General features: G+C 39.7%; 14 protein-coding genes and 1 tRNA gene. 3 read left to right on the forward strand and 12 right to left on the reverse strand.

The window, feature by feature from the left end:
• The first annotated feature begins 853 nt into the window (after window positions 1-853).
• The gene (locus WAA20_RS15075; RefSeq protein ID WP_073389150.1) at window positions 854-1402 is read left to right on the forward strand and encodes a VanZ family protein; all 549 of its coding nucleotides are present in this window, start codon (window positions 854-856) and stop codon (window positions 1400-1402) included.
• Window positions 1403-1508: 106 nt separating this feature from the next.
• Here WAA20_RS15075 and WAA20_RS15080 read toward each other — a convergent pair whose 3' ends face one another.
• The 5 genes from WAA20_RS15080 to WAA20_RS15100 all read right to left on the reverse strand — a co-directional run bounded on the left by WAA20_RS15080 (window position 1509) and on the right by WAA20_RS15100 (window position 7872).
• Entirely contained in the window at window positions 1509-2327 is an 819-nt protein-coding gene (locus WAA20_RS15080; RefSeq protein WP_073389148.1) for an HAD family hydrolase, read from the reverse strand.
• Window positions 2328-2418: 91 nt separating this feature from the next.
• Complete coding sequence (locus tag WAA20_RS15085; RefSeq protein ID WP_073389146.1) at window positions 2419-4056, reverse strand: alpha-amylase family glycosyl hydrolase; 1638 nt, start codon at window positions 4054-4056, stop codon at window positions 2419-2421.
• Window positions 4057-4180: 124 nt separating this feature from the next.
• Complete coding sequence (locus WAA20_RS15090; RefSeq protein ID WP_242951208.1) at window positions 4181-4900, reverse strand: ABC transporter permease subunit; 720 nt, start codon at window positions 4898-4900, stop codon at window positions 4181-4183.
• 149 nt (window positions 4901-5049) lie between these two features.
• The gene (locus tag WAA20_RS15095; RefSeq protein ID WP_081373913.1) at window positions 5050-6429 is read right to left on the reverse strand and encodes a carbohydrate ABC transporter permease; all 1380 of its coding nucleotides are present in this window, start codon (window positions 6427-6429) and stop codon (window positions 5050-5052) included.
• Between the two features lie 84 nt (window positions 6430-6513).
• Window positions 6514-7872: an extracellular solute-binding protein gene (locus tag WAA20_RS15100; RefSeq protein ID WP_073389143.1), complete on the reverse strand. Its 1359-nt coding sequence runs from the start codon at window positions 7870-7872 to the stop codon at window positions 6514-6516.
• 387 nt (window positions 7873-8259) lie between these two features.
• On the opposite strand from WAA20_RS15100, the gene WAA20_RS15105 reads away from it, so the two are divergent.
• On the forward strand, window positions 8260-8733 hold the full coding sequence (locus WAA20_RS15105; RefSeq protein ID WP_073389142.1) for a LacI family DNA-binding transcriptional regulator: 474 nt from the start codon (window positions 8260-8262) through the stop codon (window positions 8731-8733).
• Window positions 8734-8772: 39 nt separating this feature from the next.
• Window positions 8773-9348: a substrate-binding domain-containing protein gene (locus WAA20_RS15110; RefSeq protein ID WP_278308454.1), complete on the forward strand. Its 576-nt coding sequence runs from the start codon at window positions 8773-8775 to the stop codon at window positions 9346-9348.
• Window positions 9349-9559: 211 nt separating this feature from the next.
• Here the strand turns inward: WAA20_RS15110 and WAA20_RS15115 are convergent.
• The 7 genes from WAA20_RS15115 to WAA20_RS15145 form a co-directional block, all read right to left on the reverse strand.
• Window positions 9560-9631, reverse strand: a tRNA-Trp gene (locus WAA20_RS15115).
• A gap of 96 nt (window positions 9632-9727) precedes the next feature.
• Complete coding sequence (locus WAA20_RS15120; protein ID WP_073389138.1) at window positions 9728-9952, reverse strand: hypothetical protein; 225 nt, start codon at window positions 9950-9952, stop codon at window positions 9728-9730.
• A complete protein-coding gene (radA, locus tag WAA20_RS15125; protein ID WP_073389137.1) occupies window positions 9949-11334 on the reverse strand; it encodes a DNA repair protein RadA in 1386 nt (461 codons plus the stop codon). The genes WAA20_RS15120 and radA overlap by 4 nt, the downstream gene beginning before the upstream one ends.
• 193 nt (window positions 11335-11527) lie before the next feature.
• Window positions 11528-11938, reverse strand: coding sequence for an endosialidase (locus WAA20_RS15130; RefSeq protein WP_073389135.1), 411 nt, complete (start codon window positions 11936-11938; stop codon window positions 11528-11530).
• Window positions 11939-12018: 80 nt separating this feature from the next.
• Entirely contained in the window at window positions 12019-14604 is a 2586-nt protein-coding gene (locus WAA20_RS15135) for an ATP-dependent Clp protease ATP-binding subunit (protein WP_073389134.1), read from the reverse strand.
• Between the two features lie 44 nt (window positions 14605-14648).
• Window positions 14649-15023 carry a GntR family transcriptional regulator gene (locus WAA20_RS15140; RefSeq protein WP_073389132.1) on the reverse strand — a complete coding sequence of 125 codons (375 nt, stop codon included), beginning with the start codon at window positions 15021-15023 and terminating at the stop codon, window positions 14649-14651.
• A gap of 277 nt (window positions 15024-15300) precedes the next feature.
• Window positions 15301-16710, reverse strand: a complete 1410-nt coding sequence (locus tag WAA20_RS15145) for an SH3 domain-containing protein (RefSeq protein ID WP_073389131.1) — start codon at window positions 16708-16710, stop codon at window positions 15301-15303.
• Window positions 16711-16743: the final 33 nt, after the last annotated feature.

Consider the following 16743-nt stretch of genomic DNA (forward strand, 5'->3'; position numbering starts at 1 on the left):
CTCTCTCAAACAAAGATATGAACAGTTACAAAACAACGCAACTCCGCAATTCTGTAAAATTATAACAACAGTGTCACAAATTGTACAGAGTGCGATTCTCCAAATATTTCATCAATTTTTATGATATTTTTGAACAAACGTTCTAAAACAACTCCTACTATATATTTATCGAGCGATTCACGCTAATAAATAATAGGGATTTGCAGACTTTGCATGGGTAAAGTTGGCAGGTGGGGGACGGATTCCAGAGGATGGGAGCTGATAAATGATTTTGGTGTCATGAAAATTATATTGAATTCAAGGCATGATATCTGGATATTTATATTTTAAGGTCCGAAACTCGCTTCGCTCAAACATGCGGACCCTAAGCAAAATATAAATATCCATCTATCACGCTCTTGAATTTCAATATAATTTTCAAAGACACCAAAATCATTTATCAACTCCCATCCTCAGGAATCCTCAAGGTTCTGGCAATGCTTTACAAGTGCAAAAGCGGAGATTATTTATTTATGCGAGGTCTACAATGGTGAGCATAGCTTTTCTGTAATATTAGTTTCCATTTGGTTTTAAGTTTTATTTATGGTTATTATTTATAATGATTACTATTATAAGCTACTGGATGTTTATATGATAATGATACATAGATTAGATTTAGATTTAGATTTGGGTTTGGGTTGATTCTCTGGTTCAGAATTTTTTATATATTTGACTTATCCTATAATTATATATAGATTATTATGAAGTGGATTTTCAATGATAAAAAAACAAGATACAGTTTGAACGAGTTTGAGTTAATTACTCAAGACTCAACAACCTAGTCTTTTTTAGGATGATATAAAAGGGTTAAGTTATGAAATATTTACGAATGTACATAAAATATACAATAAGATACACACTAAAGCCGCTGTCATTTGTGCCAGCGCTTGTTATGATGTACCTTATTTTCTCTTTTTCAGGTCAAAGCGGTGCTGAGTCAAGTTCCCTTAGCTATGATGTAGGCTTTCATTTCTATGATATTGTCAATAATATCTTCGGGCTTAATCTGTCATCTGCGCAGATAGCCGATTATGCTACGGTCAATCAGTTTTATATAAGGAAAGCGGCCCACATTACAGAATATTTCCTTCTGGCAATGTCTGTTTCTCTTCCATTATATGTTTATAAGATAAGAGGATTTAAGCTTTCAATTCTGGCAACGCTCTTTTGTGTTGTATATGCCTTCCTTGATGAGTATCATCAGTCCTTTTCATACGGTAGATCACCCCAGCTTAGAGATGTAGCTATTGATTCTATCGGCATCGTAGCTGGTGTAATAGTAGTTCGTATCATTGGATTTATTGGAAGAAAGACAGTATTCAGATCCTTGTCAGACGAATACGAAGAACAGGAAGCCGCTTAAGTTCACACCCATCGCAGAAATCACTTATACACTCAAACTTCGCGCTTATGTAATTCACTTAATAACTTAATCATTTTTATAAGTGCGAAGTTGAGTTATAAAGATTTTAATTTACTGCGCAGATATCCAGAATTTCTCTGATATCACCAGATACGACCATCTCAGGCTTATAGCCTTTGAAATATCCGTCTATTACTCGTGACAGTCTGGCGCGCATTTCAATAGCGCTGAGATTATCTGTATTAAGGAATATACTATCAACCTTGCAGGCTGCAGCAATTCCTATGTCGCTTTGAATCTCATTTCCTATCATGACGCAGCTTGTCGTAGTGAGCTTATGCTCATCCAGCAGTTTTTTCATATACTGGGGCTGCGGTTTTTTCATCTGGTTTTCTGAAGATATATAGATTGCATCAAAATATTTGGTCAGCCCTGTTATTTCCAACTCCGGCCTTGTAAAAAGACCTTGGGCGTTGGAAAGAAGGTATATTTTTCCGCCGCTTTTTTTAATAGTATCCAAAGTTTCTTTTACCCCGGGATACAGGCGAAGCTTATCTCTTGACAGCGTCCTGAATATATTGGACAGATCCTTAGCCCACTGGCTATCAGTAAGCTCTTCTTCTGTCATGTCAGCTACAGGGCTGTCCGTATCATGATGTACCGGTGCTTTTATTAAAAGCTTTGCAAAAACTTTCTCAAGCCTAATCTCCGGATAGTTGATAGCTAGCTTATATGCAAGCTCATGCTCCTGTTCCATAACAAAGTCAAAGTACTTCTGCTGCAATTGTTCAGGAGTATAATCTGCTCCATAGCATGAATAAAAGCCTGCTATTTCTTTCCAGAATTCCGGTCTGTTTTCATCTGTGTGTATATCAACCAGTGTTCCATAAAGGTCAAATATAAAATTATCATATTTAAGATTCATAGATGATCCTTTCAATTTAAGCCATTATCTTTGAATATAAATACTCTTATTTATAACCCATTTCTGCTTCATCCATAATTGACCGACCAACTCATTCGTCAAATTTCAAAACACATATGGACTGTCCGGGCATTTCCAAATGTCCGTCTTTAATACTTATCTGCGTATTATCCAGGGTAAGGTATCCTGCAATCTGTAAGTCTTTGTACTCATCTGATGAAAGATCTATCACTGCAACATCGTCAGTTGTATTGTATATAACTATGATTTCTGAAGATACGCTTGATCCGTTCTCATCTTCTCTTGTCCAGGTCTTTCTGATCGCAGCTACTACGCCATCGCACAGATTCTCTTCTTTAGTAATAGTGCCTCTTGCAAGTTCAGGGATACTGTTTCTCATCTTAAGAGCTCTCTTATAATAGCTAAGAAGTGACAGTTCATACTGCAATTGTTCATCTACCGAAGGAAATGCCTGCGCCACGTTATTGTCAGCGCCTTCCGGAATATCACATATACCTTCTGTATCTGAAGCTGACCAGTTCATCGGGAGTCTCTTATTGGGATCATCCTTGCCCTTGCTATTCATTCCAATTTCTTCACCATAGTATATAAACGGGCTTCCACTCATGGTAAGAAGGATTCCGGCTGCCATTTTAAGGTCATTCTCATCATTGTTCAGATTATTAGCAACTCTGACCTGATCATGATTAGTAAGGAAAGGAGCATCTATATATTCCGGATTAACTGAAGAGTATGTGGTTTCGTAATCGATAAGAGCGTTAACAAGGCTGTCAGCACCAGTCTGTCCTCTTGCAGCTTTTTCAATAGTTCCTTCAGCACCTGACACTGGGAAATTGAACATACTCGGAGTCATGCTCTTATAAAAAGCTTTGATAGTAGCTTTATTGGCCCATACTTCTGAAACCATATAGAAATCCGACTTTTTAGTAAGACAATAGTTGTAGATCCAGTTCATGATCTCAATAGTAGAATTCTGATCATCGTCTTCATAATGCATGGCTGCATCCATTCTGTATCCGTCTATTCCATGCTCTATCCAGAAATCCGAAATATCTTCAAATTCTTTTCTCAGATTCTCGTTTTCAAGATTAAGATCCGGCATTTCAGACCAGAACACACCCTCATAGTACCAATCACATCCTGCTACGCTATACCAGGAGTCATTCTTTTTTTCTTTGGAAAAATTGTAATAAGAAACATATGGGCATTCGCTTTCATCAGGTTCTTTGCCATCATCAAGGTTTTTAAGATAGTCACACGCTTCTATAAACCACTGATTCTGAGATGATGAATGGTTCATGACCATATCGATTATTATGTTGATGCCTCTTTTATGGCACTCCTCAACAAGCTTATCAAAGTCTTCCATAGTGCCATATTCAGGATCTATATCCTTATAATCAATAACATCATACTTGTGATAGGTTGGTGATGGCATGATAGGCATAAGCCAGATTCCGTTGATTCCAAGCTCTGTAAGATAGTCAAGCTTAGCTGTTACGCCGTTCAGATCTCCTATACCATCTCCATCAGAATCATAGAATGAGTGTACATAGATCTCATAGTAATTCCTGTAATTATCATCTATGATCTGCACCTTTTCATCTTCTGCCTTCTTATTACAACCGGAAAGCAGATTCACTGCAAATAATAAGCAAAGACATACAACAGCCAGACGTTTTACTTTACTAAAAATATACTTTTTCATAGGTCTATATTCCGTTTCTTTGTATGAAAAGAGGCAGAGACAGACAATTCTGCCTCTGCCTTGTGATAAAGCTGATAAAAATATTTAAATAACCCGATGCATATGGAGTTTTACCATATCTAGATCATCCCTTAACAGCACCGCCTGTTACACCTTCAACATAGTACTTCTGAAGAGCCATGAACAGAGCTGTGATCGGAACTGCGATAAGCACGCCGCCTGCGCAGAATCTTGTGAAATATCCCTGATAGTCGTTAGTGTTAACCCAGTCATAAAGACCAACAGCTACGTTGTAGCTCTTGCTGTAACCAAAAGCGATATATGATGCAAAGATATAGTCACACCATGGTGCCATGAAAGCAACCAGTGCCTGATAGATGATGATAGGCTTTGAAAGAGGAAGAAGCATTGTGAAGAAGATTCTTGCACGTGATGCTCCGTCAATTCTTGCAGCCTCATCAAGTGTCTTCGGAATAGTATCAAAGAAACCTTTACATACATAGTATCCCATACCGGAACTTGCAACACCTACAAGGATAAGTCCAGGGATAGCGCCTGCCTGTGTAAGTCCTACGTTCTTCAAAAGGAAGTACAGACAGATCATAGATAAGAATCCCGGGAACATTCCAAGTATCAGCCAGAACTTCATAAGGAATGTTCTTCCTTTAAATCTTGTACGTGAAAGTGCATAACTTACCATAAGTACAAAACATGTCTGACCAAGTGCGATAAAGAATGCAATGATAAATGTGTTTCCAAACCATCTTACAAAGTTAGAATCTGCTGAGAACAGCCAGCTGTAGCTAGCAAGAGAGAATGTCTTGGGAACAAGATAATCTACCATTCCTCCGCCACCTTCAGAGGGAGCTCGGAAACTCTGCAATACGATACAAACGAATGGAAACAGCCAGATAATACTAAGTATTACTAAAAGTATGTATGCTATAGCATTACCTAAAGCGGTGTGTTGTTTATGTAATTTCTGCTCAGCCATTACTGGAATCCCTCCTCATCTTTAATTGAAGGCAGTCTGTTGTATGCGATAAGAGATGTAACCGCAACAACAATGAATGTAAGAATACCTACGCAGGCTGCTAACCTATAGTTAGTACTGTTAAGAATAAGCTTGTACAGCCATGTTACAAGAAGGTCGGTATAACCTGATCCTCCATACAACTTAAGAGATGTAGGTCCACCTCCTGAAAGGAGATAAATAACATTAAAGTTATTAAGGTTTCCTGTAAATGATGTAAGAAGATATGGTCCTGTTACAAAGAGCATGTATGGCATTGTGATCTTTTTAAACATCTGCCATCTGCTTGCTCCATCAATTCTTGCACTTTCATAAAGGTCAGCAGGAATGTTCATAAGAAGACCAGTTGCCATAAGCATTACATAGGGAACACCAATCCACAGGTTAAGTACTACAATAAGCACTCTTGCTGTCATAGGATGTGCCCAGAAATTATAGGAACGTTCAAAAATTCCCCATTTGATAAAATAAGTATTGATAAGACCATCCGCAGCAAACATCTTAGATACATACAAAAGTGATATAAACTGTGGAATTGCTATAGTCATTACGAAAATAGTACGCCAGAGCTTCTTGAACTTAATGCCCTTTTTGTTGATAAGAAGAGCAAGTGCGATTCCTCCAAAATATGTGGAGAAGGTTGCAAAGAATGCCCAAACAAGTGTCCAGATAAGGATTGTGGTAAAGGTAGATCCCATACCGTTTCCACCGAACTGGAAGAGCTGCTTGAAGTTTTCAAGTCCAACCCATGTAAAAAGCTTACTTGGAGCCTGATGATTAGCATCGTAATTAGTAAACGCAACACATATCATGAATATGATCGGTACAACCATGAATATAAGAACGCCGAGTACCGGTAATGCAAGCAGTGTTGCATGAAATTTCTGATCCAAAAGTGATTTTAAATCCTGAGTTGTTGTAGGAAGACTACCACCTTTTTTGATAATCTCCTGCTCATTCTGATTTTCCTGGATATTAAGTCTCCAGAAGGTTACAAACAAAACGCAAAGTACTGCAGTCAAAACGCCATACAAAAGTATAAGGAACGAATTATCTCCATATGTTGTAAGGAAGGTATTCGGATCCATATGTGTTTCTTCAGTACCAAGTGTAGATAACTTTGAAAGGTTTGAAATACCTTCGGTTGCCATATAAAAAATAAAGGCCACCTGAATAAGAAGGTATGCAAGACCTCTTGCAAATGATTTCCTCATAAGTGGACCAAAGCCCATTATAAGAAATGAAACTCTTGTTTTCCAATCTCCCTCTTTAAAAGTAACACCTATATTCTTTATGTTTCCTGCGATAATTCCAAGCACATTATTACTGTTCTTTTTCATAGAAGCACTCCCGCAAAAACAGGGGAGAGGAAAAGCCTCTCCCCTGAATAATTAACCTGTTAATTTCACAATTATCCAGAAGTATTACTGAATAAGTGATGCGCATGTATCATCGTGTGTCTTAAGCTCTGCCATGAAATCTTCATCTGAAGAATCTACTGTAAGAGTTCCGTTCTCAACGTCTGCGCCAAGAGCACCTGCAAGATCCCACCATTCGCCAGGATACTGACCCTGAGGAATCATGTAAGGCATCTGTTCCTGAAGAGCTGCAAGAGCTACGTTAGCCTTAACTGCGCTGTCTCCCTGTGCTGTAAGGTTTGAAGGGCCCCAACCCTGAGCATTGAATCTCTCAAGCTGAGCATCTGTATCTGTAAGCATCTTAGCAATTTCATAGCACATAGCGAGCTTGCCGCCTTCTGTCTGAGGCTTAACACCAAGGAGCTTGTTTCCTGAGAAACCACTCATGTGGTAAGTCTTACCATCAACACCTTCGAATGAAGGAAGTGCTGCACATGCATAGTTGTCACCAAGCATATCTTCAAGAGCTGCGCTATCCCATGTACCATCGATGATAGCACCAACGTTTGTAGCTTCACCAGCTGAAGAACCATCAACGAATGCCTTAGAAGAAGCAACCTCTGCCATCTCCTTGATAGCTACAAGACCTGCATCAGAAGCATAGTCTGCTGTAACACCTGTGAAGTTACCATCTGCATCTGTTTCGAATGCACATGTGCAACCTGTGCCGAAGAAGAATGAAGCGTTGTACCAAGCTGAATCAACGTCACAGTAGAATCCCTTACCTGCAGCTTCGCAATCAGCGATGATCTGCTCAAGTGATGTAGGATCTGTAACTACTGTACTATCATAATAAAGGAAATATCCGTTATCAGATGTCATAGGGAATGCATAAAGTGTATCGCCTGATGTAGCTGCTCCGATAGCACCTGCATCATTGCTTGATGTAACCCATGATGACATATTGTCGTTAAGAGGCTGAAGAGCACCAGCAGCTACAAGACGTGTAAGCTGATCCTGTGCAAATCCGTAAATATCAGCGCCGCCTGAAACGTCTGTGATCATGTTAGATGCTGCATCGCCTTCACCAACAGCTTCAACTGTGATGTTGCCTGCATATCCTGAATATGCATCGTTAGAAGCGATGAAATCATCAACAAGCTTCTGAGTAAGGTCTACAACGTTCTCAGCAACCCAGATTGTGATCTCGCCTGAACCATAATCGATTGCAGGAGCATCCTGAGCTGTATCAGTTGTATCACCTGATTCTGTTGTATCACCTGATTCTGTCTTATCAGTAGCGTCTGTGTTTTCTGTTTTCTGTGAATTGTCAGTTGTGTTTTCAGATCCGTTGTCGCCACAACCAGCGAGCATAGAAGCAACAAGTGCCTGAGTAAGTAAAACTGTTAAAACTTTCTTTTTCATGTTTCCCTCTCCTTTTTTGACTTTTTATTTAAAGTGTCAGAACACTCCAAATCCTAAAGTTCATACCCAAAACAAAGAAAAATCGAAAATTTCCGAAACTTTCGTTTGACAATTATGTTTTATCACACTTTAGGCATAATTGTCAATATTTCCAGCATCACAATTCTATATTCGTTATTTTTCACAAAGCTTCTCTTCCGCTTTTTAGCATATGTTTCAATTTTTTTCGTTTTTTTTCGCATTATCTTGTTTTTGCTCTTTGTTAACCTTATAATAAATGAAGATATATTAAGAATGATTAGTGCATTTTCGAATTATATTCGGAATTTTAATCACGATGATAAAATCACGAAAATAATACGAATATGTTCTATATGAAAGGATCACATGGCTACCATAAAAGATATTGCCAATAAGCTTGGCATTTCCGTCAGTACCGTATCAAAAGGATTGAACGGTGCCAAAGACATCAGTGCCGCACTCAGGCAGGAAGTTTTAGAAACTGCAGTTGAGATGGGCTATACCGGGCGAAAAACTCAGAGAAGGAGTCAGAAAAGGCTGTGCATCTTTATTGAAAACATGGATTATGAATCCACCAGTCAGTTCGGTTACGATATAGTTCTTGGATTCAGACAGGCAGCATATAAAGAGCAGTGTGAAGTTGTCATCCAACCTGTAAGCCATGAATTTCAGGTTAACGAAAAATATGATACATACATGCTTGGAAACGGATTTTCCGGAGCATTTCTTCTCGGATTTTCTTTGGAAGATCCCTGGATGGAACAGCTGAAGACTACGTCATTTTGCACAGTTCTTCTTGATAACTTTATAGAAAAAAATCCTAACGTTGGATATATATGAACTGATTCAGAAGAAGGAATCGCTCTCGCTATTGAGCATCTGACTAAACTCGGTCATGAAAAGATCGCCTTTCTTGATGGTTCAAGAGGCTCTATGGTTTCAGATCTTCGAATGATTGCATATCTCGACAGCATGACAAGACACAGACTTCCTGTTGATCCCAACCTTGCTGTATACGGATATTTCGTAGCAGAGGCAGCCCACTATCACGTGCCTACATTCCTTGATCTTGGAGCGACTGCTATACTGTGCGGTAACGACCTCATTGCTTCAGGTGTTATAGATGAATGTACACGAAGAGGATATAAGGTTCCGGAAGATATCAGTGTTATTGGTTTTGATGACCTTCCTATTGCAGAGCACCTCAATCCTCCGCTTACTACTGTAAAGCAGGACAGACTCGAACTTGGTAAATGCGGATTCTACATATTAAGAGCGATGACAGAACACATTTCTCTGTCCAAGAATCTGCTCAGACCATCACTTTCTGTCAGATCTTCTACAGCTATCGCAAAGCCAAGACTTGCAAAGCGACATAGTTCAGAAAAAGATTCTGTTCTCAATGTAAACCCTGAGCTGTTTTCACAGTATCAGCAGCACAGAACTATAAGATAATAAATTACAGCCTACATTGGTTACAAAAAACTGTAACTATGTAGGCTTGTTTTATATTTCATTTTTTCTTGTAGCCACATTTGTCGCCACATTTAATAGTAAATTTTAGTGTTTTTGAGTGATTTTTAGTTGAGCTTGGGAATTGGTTTTCAGATCTTAAAACAACAAAAAAAGCTTGAAAACAAACTGTTTTCAAGCTCTTAATGACTAGCAGGGGAAGAGAGATTCGAACTCCCATGAACGGTTTTGGAGACCGTGATACTAGCCATTGTATGATTCCCCTTTATCTCGTCTCTGGCTTTCCGCCGTCAACGAAATAAATTATATCAAAGCGTTTTTATGTATGCAAGCGTTTTTTGCAGCTTTTTTCAAAGAATCGTTATTGCGTATTCTGTATATCTCTATTCTGATTATCTTCTTCCGTAATACCTTCTTCCTGAATGCCTTCATTCAGAATACTTTTATTCAAAATTCCTTCATTCAGATTCCCTTCATCTGGATCTCTTTCATTCAGATTTTCTTCATTCAGATTTTCTTCCTTCAGATTTTCTTCCTCCAGATTTTCTTCCTCCAGATTTTCTTCATTCAGATTTCCTTCATTCAAAATATCCTCATCGCATCCTGAAGTGAGCTAACGCCTATGATATCAAGTCCCTTAGTATCTTTCAGCTTACTCTCATATGCCTTAGGAAGGATTATTGTTTTAAAGCCAAGTTTCTTAGCTTCCATTACCCTTTGCTCTGTCATACTTACGCTTCTTACTTCACCAGAAAGACCAACTTCACCAAAAGCAACTACAGACGAATCGATCGGTTTATTCTTAAAGCTTGATATAACAGCAAGGCAGATGCCAAGATCAAGAGCAGGCTCCTGCAGCTTCATTCCTCCTGCGAGATTTACATAGGCATCACAATCTGCCATCTGAAGACCAACTCTTTTTTCAAGAACCGCCATAAGGAGATTAACTCTGTTATAGTCAGTGCCATTAGCCTGTCTTCTAGGGAATCCAAAGCTTGTACGACACACAAGGGCCTGGATTTCAAGAAGTATAGGTCTTGTGCCTTCTATTGAGCAGGTTACAATACTGCCGCTTGCATCTTCCGGTCTTCCGTCCAGCATGAACTCTGACGGGTTCTGAACTTCAGCAAGGCCGTCTTCGCGCATCTCAAATACGCCGATCTCATTAGTAGATCCGAACCTGTTCTTGACACCTCGAAGTATCCTGTAGGATGCATGTCTGTCACCCTCGAAATACAGCACTGTATCTACCATGTGTTCAAGGACTCTTGGACCTGCAACAGTTCCTTCTTTAGTCACATGGCCCACTATAAATATAGACACGTTCATGCTCTTAGCAATTCTAAGAAGAACAGCCGTAGTCTCTCTGACCTGCGAAACACTACCAGGTGCAGACGTTACGTCCTCATTAAACATAGTCTGAATAGAGTCTATTATCACTATCTCAGGCTTATCTTTAGTTATTACTGATTCTATAGTTGAAAGATTAGTCTCACAAAGGAATTTAAGATTATCTGTAAACTCACCTATACGGTTAGCTCGTAGCTTGATCTGACGAAGCGATTCCTCTCCCGAAATATATAAGATGCTATGTCCATCATCAGACATATTCCTTGCAACCTGAAGAAGAAGGGTTGATTTACCTATACCGGGATCACCGCCGACAAGTGTAAGAGATCCTCTAACAAGACCTCCTCCAAGTACTCTGTTAAGCTCTCCTATATGTGTATCGCTTCTGTCTTCCTGTCCAAGCTCGATCTCGGACAGAGCTTTTGGACTGATAGCTGCAGATGAAGTGGTTCCGGATATTCCACTTCCAAGAGACGCTCTTTTATTCTTAGGTTCAGGCTTAACCATCTCTTCAACCATGGTATTCCACTCATGGCATGAAGGGCACTGTCCCATCCATTTAGACGATTCATATCCACAGTTTTGACAAAAGAACGCTGTTTTGATCTTAGCAGGCATAATCCATTCTCCCAATATTAGTAAATAATAAAACAGCCGAACTTAATTGGCTTGTTTAATACATTATTGAATCTTTAATCCAACAATGTATATTTTAACACATATAAACTTCTATTTTGGACAAAAGAAATTCCAGGCAAACAAAAAGACACAGACATACGTCATTGTATGTCTGTGTCCATAGTATGAAATTTTAACTTTCTTCGACCTGAACTGTCACCGGCTTCCCGGAAAGTTCAACACTGATTGACAGTTTACCGCCAAGACCAGTTGTCATCTTTCCTTCACTGGAGCCATTTATGAGTACGTTATACTCTGTATTGTCCTCCATACCTAAAGTGATCTGTGCGTCTGCGTTACCTTCAACCGTGAATGCCACACCTTTTTCAGTCTCTTTGAAGTGAGTCACTGCCGTTCCTGGAACAGATTCATAGACAAACATATCATTTGCCTCAAGTCTTGTAATGTCCTTAAACGTCTTGACCTTGAGCAAATCTCCGCCGTGCTTGAAGTCTTCAAGCTTCGACTTTGATGGAAGCTCGTAGTTACCAAAGCTGATTGTACCATCAGCTTCTGCCCGCAGCAACTGTTCTACTACAGCCATATGGAACCTCCTATTGGTACGATAAAAAAAGTTTTCAAAGTGCATTATCCCTTTTGGGTAATAACCATTATACCATAAATTTAAACCACAACCGCCTTTTTTGGTCTACCTGGTTTCTTTTTTGTTTTAGAAGATGGAGTCTTTTTTGCAGGTGCCTTTTTTGAAGCTGCCTTAGTCTTCTTTACCGCAGAAGTTTTAGTCTTATTAGATGGTTTAACCTCTTTTTCTGCCTTGCCTGAAAATGTGATCTTTCCATCCTTGATTCCAACAACAACTTCTGTGTCTCTCTTAATATTGCCTTTAAGAAGCTCTTCTGCCATTGAATCTTCAATAACAGTCTGAATAGCACGCTTTAATGGTCTTGCACCCATCTTCTCTTCTGAATACTTATCAACAAGATGTTTCTTAACAGCAGGTGATATCGTAAGCTTAATATTAAGCTGCTCTTTGCATCTCTTTGAAAGTGAATTTGAAAGAAGAGTTACGATCTGTGTCATCTCTTCTGTTGAAAGCTGATGGAATACCATGATCTCATCGATTCGGTTAATGAATTCAGGCTTAAAGAGACGCTTAACCTCATCCATAACGCCGCTCTTCATTGTCTCATAGTCTTTTTTAGCATCAACTTTGGTATCAAAACCAAGCCTCTTAGGAGATACTATCTTCTGAGCACCTACATTGGATGTCATGATAATGATAGTATTCTTGAAACTGACTTTACGTCCCTTAGCATCAGTAATATGGCCATCATCCAGTACCTGAAGAAGGATATTAAATACATCCGGATGAGCCTTTTCGATCTCATCAAAAAGGATAACTGAATATGGATTTCTTCTAACCTTTTCAGAAAGCTGACCTCCATCATCATATCCAACATAACCTGGAGGTGATCCGATCATCTTGGATACACTATGTGGTTCCATATATTCTGACATATCTACGCGGATAAGAGCACTCTCTGATCCGAACATTGCTTCTGCAAGAGCCTTCGAAAGCTCTGTCTTACCAACACCTGTAGGTCCAAGGAAAAGGAATGACCCAATCGGTCTATTAGGATCCTGAAGGCCTACACGTCCTCTTCTGATAGCCTTTGAAACAGCTTCTACTGCTTCAGACTGGCCTATAACCCTCTTATGAAGGGTTGCTTCAAGTTTAAGGAGGCGCTCAGACTCCTTCTCTGCAATCTTCTTAACAGGAATCTTGGTCCAGAGTGCAACAACTTCTGCAACATCATTAGGACCAACAACAACAGATCCTGTCTGCTCCTTGCGCTCATTTGCAGCTTTCATTCTGTTATATTTCTTGATAAGAAGGGCCTGCTGTCTGTTAAGTTCGCCTGCCTGTCTGTAATCTTCACTCTTAAGAGCTTCCTCAACCTGATCATCAAGATCCTTGATTTGACCATCCAGGTCACGCATCTTTGATGTATCGCCCATAGAGTTAAGACGTACTGCTGATGCGGCTTCGTCTATAAGATCGATAGCTTTATCCGGAAGATTTCTATCATTGATATAACGGTTGGAAAGTTCAACCGCTGCTTTTACGGCTTCAGGCAGCACACGAACGTGGTGATGCTCTTCATACTTGTAAAGTATACCATTAAGAATATTGAGAGTCTCTTCTACAGTAGGTTCTTCTATTGTTACAGGCTGGAAACGACGCTCCAGCGCAGCATCCTTCTCAACGTACTTACGATATTCAGAAATAGTGGTAGCTCCGATTATCTGGATCTCTCCTCTTGCAAGAGAAGGCTTTAAGATATTGGAAGCATCGATAGCACCTTCTGCTCCACCTGCTCCAATAAGAGTATGCATCTCATCTACAAAGAGAATGATGTTGCCATCTTCTGCAACTTCATGGATAACCTTTTTGATACGCTCCTCGAACTCACCTCTATACTTGGATCCGGCGATCATACCGGACAAGTCAAGAGTAAGAAGACGCTTACTCTGAACTGTAAAAGGAACATCTCCTGATACGATCCTCTGAGCAAGACCTTCTACAACCGCTGTCTTACCAACACCGGGTTCACCTATAAGACAAGGATTATTCTTGGTTCTTCTAGAGAGGATCTGAATAACACGTTTAATTTCAGATTCACGTCCAATAACGGGATCGAGCTTACCTGCAGCTGCAAGTGCTGTAAGGTCACGGCTGTACTGTGCAAGCGCACTTCCCTTCTTGCGTCCTGACTGACGCTTTCCAAGATCTTCCTTTACAAGATTAGGATCTTCGCCCATTGCAGCAAGTGTTTCTGCATAGAGCTTCTGAACCGGAACATTTAAAGTACTGATAAGTCTGACAGCAACATTCTCGCCATCCTTAATAAGAGCCAGGAGAATATGCTCTGTTCCTGTCTTGGATGCACGGAATCTGTCAGCCTGACGATGTGCTTCATTTAAAACCTGCTGAGCTCTTGGTGAAAAGCCGTCACGGTCCATAGTTGTAACACTTCCGTCCTGAACGATAAGATCTTTAACAAGATCCATGAGACGCTTTTCATCTATTCCATTATCAATTAATATTCTGGATGCAACACTTCCCTCTTCCCTGATAAGTCCAAGCAGAATATGCTCTGTTCCAACATAGTTCAGTTTCAGACTTTTTGAAGCCTTGCGAGCTGTTTTGAGCGCGTTTTCGGCCTTATCTGTAAACTGTGAATTCATATATTTACATTCCCTCCTGCTGTGTATTTTAGTTAAAGATATTATCAGATTCCGCTGTAATCATCGTAAATCTGATCTATAAGATTATGGATCTCATTTCTAGAAATATTCTTACAAAGAGCCCTTGCCAGAACGACTTCAAGCCCTTGTCTTGCCTCTTCAAGCGCCTGCAGCTTATCGATATCTACTGCGATAACGGCACCTTTTCTTCGGTCAATCTTTACAAATCCCTCCTGTTGCAAGATAGAATAAGCTTTATTGACCGTATGCATATTAATACCAATGGTTTCTGCCAATGTCCTGACACTTGGAAGCTGCTCTCCTTCACGGAACTGTGAAGTAGCTATTCCAAGTATTATCTGATTACACAATTGCAGGTAAATGGCATCATCACTGTTAAAATCGATTTCTATCATCATACCTATAACCTCTGTTATATAAATGGTATAACAGGGAGATTATTCATGTCAATAAATATGGCTGGAAGAATTATGAAGCTTTTATTAAATATCGGTTTTTCTATGGCAAATAACAAGACTTTTTCTTTTGTTTTTATGAAAAAAAGAATATAGTTTGATTTTTTCATAAAGAATAAAGAAGCCGGATTGAAATACATTGTTCCAATCCGGCTTATATTAGATACAGGATGTCATCTAGTACCTGTTTTGAAATGCATGGATGCATTTCAAGGTACAGTTAGCGTCTCTTCCCATCATTATCATTATCGAGATCAAGGAATTCAAACTCAAAATCATCGTCATCAGCAAAATTTCTGGATTTACGAGGTGTAGGTCTTGAATTTCTCTCAGGTCTTACAGTAGAACTGTTTTCAACCGGTGGCATTTCTTCCTCAGGAAGAGGTCCTTCCTCGGGATATTCTTCCGGATAACCATCTTCTGGATATCCGTCATCATAACCATCATCGTATCCATCATTTTTTCTTGACTTAAATCTGTCAAAAAGTCCTGGCTTACGAGGTCTTGGTTCATCCTCGTACTGCATGTTATCATCCTCATAATTGCCGCCTTCATCATCATAGTAAAGAAGGTTTCTGAGTCTGATAAACAGGAAGATAACTGCTCCTGCAAGTACAACTACAAGAATTATAAGGATAATATCAAGAACGCTTAATCCTTTTTTAGCACCATATTTCTGAACATAATCATTAGCTGCAAGAACGCCTTCAACACTGTATTTTACAGCATTGCCATCTTTATTCTTAACAAGCTGATATGTTCCATCCTGGTCGATAAATACAAAATAAGCATCATTTGATGAGGTTGCAACTATAGTATTACCACCAGTAGTCTGCTCCTGAGGCACTTCCTGCTGAGTTGTATCACCTTCAGGGTTTTCCTGAGTCTCTGTGTTTTCACCAGTCTCAGTAGTTTCGCCGGTTCCCTCAGTAGTCTCTCCACCTTCAGATGTCTGAGCTGCACCAAGCTGTACAAGGTCTGCACGAATAAATCCCTGAACTCCATTTGAAAGAGTAATGTAATACCACTGCTTGCCTGATGAATCATTAGCTGAACCGGTAACTGTTACTACATCACCAGCTGAAACACTTCCTGCAACAGAATAAGCTGTGCCGGCACCTGAACGTACATTAGCTTTGCTGGTTGTAACAGTAGCTGATGTAGAATCCATAGCTGTAACCTGAGTATCAGGAAGATCCTGAGCTGTCTGTGTGTTATCAGCTGTTGTAGCCTGTGTATTATCTGTTGTTGTGGTCTGAGTCTGTGAAGTATCTTCAACCTGTGTAGAATCTGCAGTATTATTTGCAGATGTATCAACTTCCTGAGGTTCTCCCTTAGCAACAAGGTCTCCTCTTACATAACCAGTGCCGCCAACTACATTAACCTTGTACCAAACCTGTCCATTGGCATCTGTTACTTCAGCAAGGATCTGAACCTGATCTCCGCTCTTAAGACTTCCAACTACTTCGCTAGACGTATCAGTGTTAGAACGAACCTTAGCTGATGAAGCTGTAACAGTTGCATATGTTACTGTCTCTGCATCAGCTATAAATGCACTTCCCATAACAAGTGTCAGGACAGTTGCAAATGCGACTATTAAAGCCACTATTCTCCCACGTTTTCTCTCCATAGTTTACCTCTTTCTTTCTGCCGGACTCGTAAA

It is taken from the genome of Butyrivibrio fibrisolvens, assembly GCF_037113525.1.
In the GTDB taxonomy this organism is placed as follows: domain Bacteria; phylum Bacillota; class Clostridia; order Lachnospirales; family Lachnospiraceae; genus Butyrivibrio; species Butyrivibrio fibrisolvens.

What these genes read in the sequence shown, in the direction of transcription:
- WAA20_RS15135 (WP_073389134.1), bottom strand. Translation starts at nt 14,604, where the DNA reads ATGAATTCACAGTTTACAGATAAGGCCGAAAACGCGCTCAAAACAGCT.
- WAA20_RS15105 (WP_073389142.1), top strand. Translation starts at nt 8,260, where the DNA reads ATGGCTACCATAAAAGATATTGCCAATAAGCTTGGCATTTCCGTCAGT.
- WAA20_RS15140 (WP_073389132.1), bottom strand. Translation starts at nt 15,023, where the DNA reads ATGATGATAGAAATCGATTTTAACAGTGATGATGCCATTTACCTGCAA.
- radA (WP_073389137.1), bottom strand. Translation starts at nt 11,334, where the DNA reads ATGCCTGCTAAGATCAAAACAGCGTTCTTTTGTCAAAACTGTGGATAT.
- WAA20_RS15075 (WP_073389150.1), top strand. Translation starts at nt 854, where the DNA reads ATGAAATATTTACGAATGTACATAAAATATACAATAAGATACACACTA.
- WAA20_RS15085 (WP_073389146.1), bottom strand. Translation starts at nt 4,056, where the DNA reads ATGAAAAAGTATATTTTTAGTAAAGTAAAACGTCTGGCTGTTGTATGT.
- WAA20_RS15090 (WP_242951208.1), bottom strand. Translation starts at nt 4,900, where the DNA reads ATGGTAGATTATCTTGTTCCCAAGACATTCTCTCTTGCTAGCTACAGC.
- WAA20_RS15095 (WP_081373913.1), bottom strand. Translation starts at nt 6,429, where the DNA reads ATGAAAAAGAACAGTAATAATGTGCTTGGAATTATCGCAGGAAACATA.
- WAA20_RS15130 (WP_073389135.1), bottom strand. Translation starts at nt 11,938, where the DNA reads ATGGCTGTAGTAGAACAGTTGCTGCGGGCAGAAGCTGATGGTACAATC.
- WAA20_RS15080 (WP_073389148.1), bottom strand. Translation starts at nt 2,327, where the DNA reads ATGAATCTTAAATATGATAATTTTATATTTGACCTTTATGGAACACTG.
- WAA20_RS15145 (WP_073389131.1), bottom strand. Translation starts at nt 16,710, where the DNA reads ATGGAGAGAAAACGTGGGAGAATAGTGGCTTTAATAGTCGCATTTGCA.
- WAA20_RS15100 (WP_073389143.1), bottom strand. Translation starts at nt 7,872, where the DNA reads ATGAAAAAGAAAGTTTTAACAGTTTTACTTACTCAGGCACTTGTTGCT.